Source organism: Facilibium subflavum, assembly GCF_003574485.1.
Taxonomy (GTDB): Bacteria; Pseudomonadota; Gammaproteobacteria; order Francisellales; family Francisellaceae; genus Facilibium; species Facilibium subflavum.
In genome coordinates this window covers 1-7,427 of sequence record NZ_QLIT01000141.1, presented here as the reverse complement: position 1 = coordinate 7,427, position 7,427 = coordinate 1, and the positions used below count along the sequence as shown (strand labels likewise).

General features: G+C 37.9%; 6 protein-coding genes. 5 read left to right on the top strand and 1 reads right to left on the bottom strand.

What is annotated here, in order from left to right:
* The first annotated feature begins 60 nt into the window (after positions 1-60).
* Entirely contained in the window at positions 61-309 is a 249-nt protein-coding gene (locus DNK84_RS08835; RefSeq protein WP_119344166.1) for a LexA family protein, read from the top strand.
* A 93-nt stretch (positions 310-402) separates the two neighbouring features.
* Here DNK84_RS08835 and DNK84_RS08830 read toward each other — a convergent pair whose 3' ends face one another.
* The gene (locus tag DNK84_RS08830) at positions 403-693 is read right to left on the bottom strand and encodes a hypothetical protein (protein WP_119344165.1); all 291 of its coding nucleotides are present in this window, start codon (positions 691-693) and stop codon (positions 403-405) included.
* Positions 694-992: 299 nt separating this feature from the next.
* Between DNK84_RS08830 and DNK84_RS08825 the strand changes: the two genes are divergently transcribed.
* The 4 genes from DNK84_RS08825 (at position 993) to DNK84_RS08810 (ending at position 7,367) form a co-directional block, all read left to right on the top strand.
* The gene (locus tag DNK84_RS08825) at positions 993-2,177 is read left to right on the top strand and encodes a class I SAM-dependent methyltransferase (RefSeq protein ID WP_119344164.1); all 1,185 of its coding nucleotides are present in this window, start codon (positions 993-995) and stop codon (positions 2,175-2,177) included.
* A gap of 17 nt (positions 2,178-2,194) precedes the next feature.
* Positions 2,195-3,583 carry a phosphomannomutase/phosphoglucomutase gene (locus DNK84_RS08820; protein WP_119344163.1) on the top strand — a complete coding sequence of 463 codons (1,389 nt, stop codon included), beginning with the start codon at positions 2,195-2,197 and terminating at the stop codon, positions 3,581-3,583.
* Positions 3,584-3,785: 202 nt separating this feature from the next.
* Complete coding sequence (gene clpB / locus DNK84_RS08815; protein ID WP_119344162.1) at positions 3,786-6,380, top strand: ATP-dependent chaperone ClpB; 2,595 nt, start codon at positions 3,786-3,788, stop codon at positions 6,378-6,380.
* A 75-nt stretch (positions 6,381-6,455) separates the two neighbouring features.
* Entirely contained in the window at positions 6,456-7,367 is a 912-nt protein-coding gene (locus DNK84_RS08810) for an MFS transporter (RefSeq protein ID WP_119344161.1), read from the top strand.
* Positions 7,368-7,427 lie beyond the last annotated feature (60 nt).

The window sequence follows — 7,427 nt, the reverse complement described above, 5'->3', positions numbered from 1 at the left end:
TCGCGTGTTCATTGCGCTATCCTTATCTTACAAGACAATTGAAATAATTGAGTAATAACTATGGGCAATGAAAACCTGAAATTTACCAAGAAACAAGGGCAGTACCTTGCATTTATCCACTATTACACCAAAATAAATGGCAGACCACCTGCAAATGCTGATTTTCAAGCATATTTCCATGCTGATCCAGCCAGTGTGCAGCACATGATTATTGCCTTGGAACACAAAGGCTTAATTAATAAAATCCCAAGAACTCCTCGAACTATTTCGCTCGCTGTACCTAAGTGTTGTATCCCAGACCTTGATTAACAGATTTCAACTTGTCAAAATTAAATGGAAAAGGTACTAGGTAATTCTTGAATAAATCTTTGCCAAATAAAAGCAATCTATTAATTTAAACTACTATGCTGTTACAAAACTTGATTGCTGTATCCAACGTCTAGAGAGAAAGTTATTTACAGTTATCGAGTTTGTAAGAAACTCAGCGCTTTGTGAAAGCATTGGGCTTGGCTCTGGACGATGGAAGGTAAATTTATATTTACGCGCAATCCGTCGTAAATTGCTGACGCTACAGTCAATAAGTGCTGCAATTTCGTGTGCATCCATTTTCTGGTCAATACATTTTTGAAAAAAATCAATAATAGAACAATTGTATTCACTCCGAATCTTGCTTTCAACCGTTAGATTTTTCACAATTTTCTCCCTTATAAATTTCACTGAAAATTTAATCCCTTGTTATTTAAGCGAGGTGAATTGGCCTTATTAAGCCAAATCACACTTAAAATACTCTATCTGAATTTTTAACAAAAAACTAGAGAATAAAATAACAAAATTGTAAAAAAATAACTTTCTATGGCGAAATGCTTGTAAGAAAAAGGGTGACCGTACAAATTTTTATGCGCTAAAGTGCCATTTTTTTGAAAAAGAGTGGATTTTTTTTTGGCTTATTATTATGGTGGTGCTACTTTATGTATTAAATATTTGTCTTACAGATGAAAAGTGACGCTCTCCCGCCTTTGACAGATAAAGAACAGTCATATGTTTCTGTGCTTTGCGATGTTATTACGCAAAGAATAAGTGAAAACAACGGAATGATCTCCTTCCATGACTTTATGAATATGGCATTATATACACCCGGGTTGGGCTATTATGCGACAGCAAGGTATAATATTGGTGAAAAAGGTGATTTTATTACCGCACCGACTTTTTCAAAATTATTTTCACAGACCTTTGCGCAGCATTTTGCAAATCTTTTAACTACCTTAGGTAATGATGCTGTAATCGTTGAGTTTGGTGCAGGAACCGGGCAGTTTGCATGTGATTGTTTATTGCATTTGAAACAATTAAACAGGTTGCCCAAGGCTTATTATATTATTGAAACAAGTGCAGATTTAGCTCATCAGCAAAGGCAATTATTACAAGAAGCTTTACCTGATTATTATGCGAATATTCACTGGCTTGCACAATTGCCAACAGAGAAACTTAATGCGGTTGTTTTTGCCAATGAAGTCTTAGATGCAATGCCAGTTGAATTATTCAGCTATGAGTCGAATCATTTTTTTCAAACTATGGTTGCATGTTCACAAGATGGTTTTACATTTACCAAGAATGCTTCTCTACCTGAGAGCCTTCATGAAGTGCTAGAAAAGCTACCCATCAAAAATAGGCAAAATGATATGCCTTATAATTCAGAAGTAAATCTATGGATACGCCCTTGGCTTCAAAGTATTTGCCGGTTTCTTGCTAAAGGTGTTGTATATATCTGTGATTATGGATACCACCGTGACTTGTATTATAGTCCTGAAAGAATGATGGGAACATTAAGTTGTTATTACAAGCACCATGTGCATTATAACCCTTTGATTAATGTAGGTGTGCAAGATATCACGGCACATGTTGATTTTACAGAAGTTGCAGAGGCCGCAGAACAATTAGGGTTTGAGATTGATGGATTTGTTTCACAGGGGAAGTTTTTATTAGCTGCTGGCATTATGGAACGCTATCAGGCATTAGTTTCTCAGAGAGATAATAAAGAGACCCTTGCGTTATCTCAACAGTTGCAAAAACTAACATTAGCAACAGAATTTTCAGAAAGCTTTAAAGTCATGGCGATTTCATTAAACTATGATGATATAATTGAGCCATTTGAACAGTTTGATCAGTCTTATTTACTGTAAAAAAGGAAAGTTGCTTGATGTTAAAAGATATTGATAAAATACCTGAACATATTTTTCGTGCTTATGATATTCGTGGAACCTATCCAGATGACTTAAACGAATCTGTCGTGTTTAATATCGGTGTGGCATTTGGTGCGATGGCACAACAACAGGGACAATGTGATGTATTTATTGCAAGAGATGGGCGACTTTCAGGACCTGTGCTTTTACAAGCACTTTCGGATGGATTACGTTTTAGTGGCTGTAATGTAACGGATATTGGCGCTGTGCCAACACCTGTTTTATATTTCGCTGCAAAAACAAAAGGAAGTGGGACAGGCATTATGCTGACAGGTAGCCATAACCCCGCAAATTACAACGGGCTTAAAATGATGATTGCTGGACAAACCCTGGCACAACAAGAAATCCAGGATATAAAGTTTTTATTGCTGAATAATCAGATTAAAGCGACCTCAAAAGGGCATTATCAACAGCTAAGCATCGAGGATGATTATATCGATTATATTTGCCATCAAGAAAAGCTATCAAGGCCATTAAAGATGGTGATCGATGCAGGTAATGGCATTGCAGGGGATATTGCCCCTAAACTATTCAAAAAACTGGGGTGTGAGGTTATCCCTTTATTCTGTGAGGTAGATGGTCACTTCCCCAATCATCATCCAGATCCAAGTAAACCGCAGAATCTAGAGGATTTAATTGCTGCTGTGAAAAAATATAATGCGGATGTTGGGCTTGCCTTTGATGGTGATGGAGATCGATTAGGCGTAATTACGCCAAAAGGCGATAATATTTTCCCTGATCGGCAATTAATGCTTTATGCAAAAGAGGTTATTGATAATAAGCCTGGTGCAACGATTTTATATGATGTGAAATGCACAAAAAACTTAGCTGACTTTGTAGAGAAATTAGGCGGGAAACCTGTAATGTATAAAACAGGGCATGCCTTGATTAAGAAAAAAATTCAGCAGATAGGGGCAGACTTGGCCGGTGAGATGAGTGGGCATACTTTCTTTAACGATCGTTGGCTTGGATTTGATGATGGTTTGTATACAGGCGTGCGCTTATTAAGCATTCTAAGTCAAACAAATGAGGATCTGGATCAACTTTTTGCGACGATCCCACAAAGCATTAATACGCCAGAGATTAACATTCAAATTGCTGAAAAGGTGAAATTCGCTGTTGTAGAGAAGTTATCACAATTGGCTAAAACGCAATTTCAAAATGAACATGTTATCACGATCGATGGGGTTCGTGTTGAGTTTTGTGATGGTTGGGGGCTTGTCAGAGCATCTAATACAACACCTTGCTTGGTTTTACGTTTTGAAGCGGACTCTGAAGAAGCTTTAAAACGCATACAAACAAAGTTTACCAACTGGGTTCAAACCGTCATTACACAGATACATTAAAAGCATTTTTTGCTTGTTTACCACATTTTAATTTTTGCATTTTTTACGGTTTTTTCTTGAAAATGGATTTTATAGCCGCACTTCTATAAACAGAGTTTTATTGCCAATAAGGCAGAAAAGCGTAATACTTAAATTTCTAAAGTTGTATTGATCTTAAGTATTTTGGTTTATTTAATTTTAAAAGTGAAAGGAAATACAATATATGAAGGCAGATAAATTTACACATAAACTACAAGAAGCATTATCTGAGGCACAAAGCCTTGCCGTGGGTAAAAGTCATACTTTATTGGAGCCTGTACATGTTTTTAAAGCATTGCTTGATCAAGAGGGCGGCATGATTGGCTCGATTATCACACAAGCAGGTGGTGATCTTAATGTTGTTAAATCAGCTTTAAACAGTGCATTGGATACGCTGGCAACAAGTACAGCAACAGCACAAATAAATGCATCTAACGCATTAATCCGTGTCTTGCAGAGCATGGAGAAGCTTGCACAACAAAAAAAAGATGAATTTATTTCAAGTGACTTATTCTTAATTGCTGCTTTTGAAGATAGTACTTTAGCAAAAATGCTTACCTCGGCAAATTTAACAAAAGCAAACGTAGAAAAAGCAGTCGATAAGCTTCGCGGTGGTGAGACAGTAAGCAGTCAAAATGCCGAGGATATGCAAGGCGCATTGCAGAAATATACGATTGACTTAACGCAAAGAGCACGTCAAGGTAAAATTGATCCTGTTATCGGGCGTGATGCTGAGATTCGTCGCACGATTCAGGTACTTCAACGACGAACCAAAAATAACCCGGTATTAATTGGTGAGCCAGGCGTTGGTAAAACAGCTATCGTAGAAGGTTTAGCACAACGAATTGTAAATGGTGAGGTTCCTGAAGGCATTAAAGATAAGCATATTTTATCTTTAGATCTAGGTGCGCTTTTAGCTGGTGCAAAATTTCGTGGTGATTTTGAGGAGCGTTTAAAATCGGTATTAAAGGAGCTTTCTAAACAGGAAGGCAAAGTGATTTTATTTATTGATGAGTTGCATACGATGGTGGGCGCTGGTAAGGCGGAAGGCTCTATGGATGCTGGTAACATGTTAAAGCCTGCGCTAGCACGAGGCGAGCTTCGTTGTGTTGGTGCAACAACACTTGATGAATATCGTGAGCATGTAGAGAAAGATCCAGCCTTAGAAAGACGTTTCCAGAAGGTATTGGTTGATGAGCCAACCGTTGAAGATACGATTGCAATTTTGCGTGGCCTTAAAGAGCGTTATGAAGTGCATCATGGGGTTGATATTACTGACCCTGCAATCATTGCAGCAGCAACTCTATCAAACCGTTACATCACTGATCGACAGCTGCCTGATAAAGCCATTGATTTGATGGATGAAGCAGCCAGCCAGATTCGAATGGAGATTGATTCAAAACCTGAAGAAATGGAGAAATTATATCGCCGTATTATTCAGCTTAAGATGCAGCGAGAGCAGCTTAAAAAAGAAAAAGACAGCGCAACAAAGAAACGACTGGATGTGCTTGAAGAAGAAATTAAAAATCTGGAGAAAGAATATTCTGGCTTTGAAGAAATCTGGAAATCAGAAAAAGCACAGATGCAGGGTTCTCAGAAGCTTAAAGAGCAATTAGATCAGGCGAAAGTGGACTTAGAAGCAGCCAAGCGACATGGTGATTTATCAAAGATGGCAGAGCTTCAATATGGTTTGATTCCGCAGCTAGAAGAGCAGATTAAATCGATAAGCGCACAAGATCCTGTTAAAACAAAGCTGGTTAGAACACAAGTAACTGAAGCTGAAATTGCCGATGTGGTCTCAAAAGCAACAGGTATTCCGGTATCTAAGATGATGGAAGGCGAAAAAGAAAAATTACTTCATATGGAAGACTTTCTTGGTAAACGGGTTATTGGACAAAAAGAGGCGATTGAAGCAGTATCAAGTGCGGTAAGAAGATCTCGTTCTGGGCTTTCTGATCCTAATCGACCCATTGGCTCATTTTTGTTTTTAGGGCCAACTGGTGTCGGTAAAACAGAGCTTACAAAAGCTTTGGCAGAGTTTATGTTTGACAGCGAAGATACCATGCTGCGTATTGATATGTCTGAATTTATGGAGAAACACTCTGTGGCACGCTTGATTGGTGCGCCTCCTGGATATGTCGGCTATGAGCAAGGTGGTTATTTAACTGAACATGTACGCCGTAAACCATACTCTGTGATTTTATTAGATGAGGTGGAAAAAGCGCATGCAGATGTGTTTAATATCTTATTACAAATCCTGGATGATGGACGTCTAACAGATAGTCATGGTCGAACCGTAGACTTTAAAAACACGATTTTGATTATGACATCAAATTTAGGGTCGCATTTGATTCAAGAAAAATTAGCATCAGAAGGTTATGACAAAGTAAAAGAACAGGTTATACAGGTTGTGTTACAGCATTTCAGGCCCGAGTTTGTCAACCGTATTGACGAAACCGTTGTTTTTGAGCCACTTGATAAAGAAATGATTAAGCAGATTGCTAAAATCCAGATTAACCGTGTTAGAAAACGCCTGGTTGAACGTGAGCTTACATTGGAGTTATCAGATGCGGCAATGGATGAGTTGGCTGATCATGGGTTTGATCCGGTTTTTGGCGCACGGCCGTTAAAACGGGCAATTCAGCATTATATCGAAAACCCATTAGCAACCTACTTGCTTGAAGGCAAGTTTGCCCCAGGAGATATGATCTCGGTTCATGTTGGTGATGAAGGTTTTGTCTTTTCTTGCGAGAAAAAAGCACAAGAAACCGCAAAATAAGATGTTAGATTTCATGCTGTCATATCGATAAGCAGCTATAATGGGAGCATTGGATGATTGTTTTTAGGTTTTTGAATGCATATTCAGGGTAAGAAAAAGGGTATACTGGTCTCAACGATATTATTTATTACCGCAGGATTGATTCTCGCCTATCCTCAATCACTAATGGATACTTATCTGCCAGTATTGCCTTATTTAGATAATGCATTAAATACAAGTGATATGCTTGTGCAATATACCGTTGCCTGTTTTTTGTTAGGTAATGCACTATCACAGCTGGCATCTGGTGTATTATCTGATTATTTTGGCCGAATAAAAATACTTCTGTTAGGACTTGTAATTGCAATTCTGGGCAGTATTTTGTGTTATATTGGATATAATATTATATTTATGCTTATAGGACGGGCAATTCAGGGAGTTGGTAGTGGAATGGCTGCTATATTAATGCGTGTGATTATCGCAGATAGTTTTCCTGGCAAGTCATTCTCAAAGGTATATTCATTTTTGGTTGCTTTTTCCATTTTAATGATTGCAGTAGGTCCAGTTATTGCGAGCCATTTAATGCAATATTATGGCTGGGAAAGCGTGATGAGTTTTATGTTAGGGTATGCAATCATTATTGGGCTTTTGGTTGTTACATCCATTATCGCTGTTTCTTGCACTTTACCACAAGCCAAGCTTATTAAAAAAAGACCTAGGCAGCTTTGGGCTATCTTATTAAATAAGCAGTTTTTAATGACAACCTTGGTAATGTTTTTTATTTATGGGGTGATGGCCAGTATTCTATTGAGTTACCCATATATTTTTATTCAGGTGTATCACATGCAGGTATCAGACTTTGGCTGGGTAATTGCGCTTGTTGTTTTGTGTATGCTGGCAGGTGCCATATTAAATAATTTGCTATTAAGAAGGTTTTCCTCAATTGCTGTCACGAAGGCAGCACTTATTATTATGTTTATAAGCATGGTTGGCGTACTGTTATCTTGAGCCCATCCATCTAACTGTGTAAATTTTTCATAGTACTTAAATTCTGCCTTCAAATTTAAT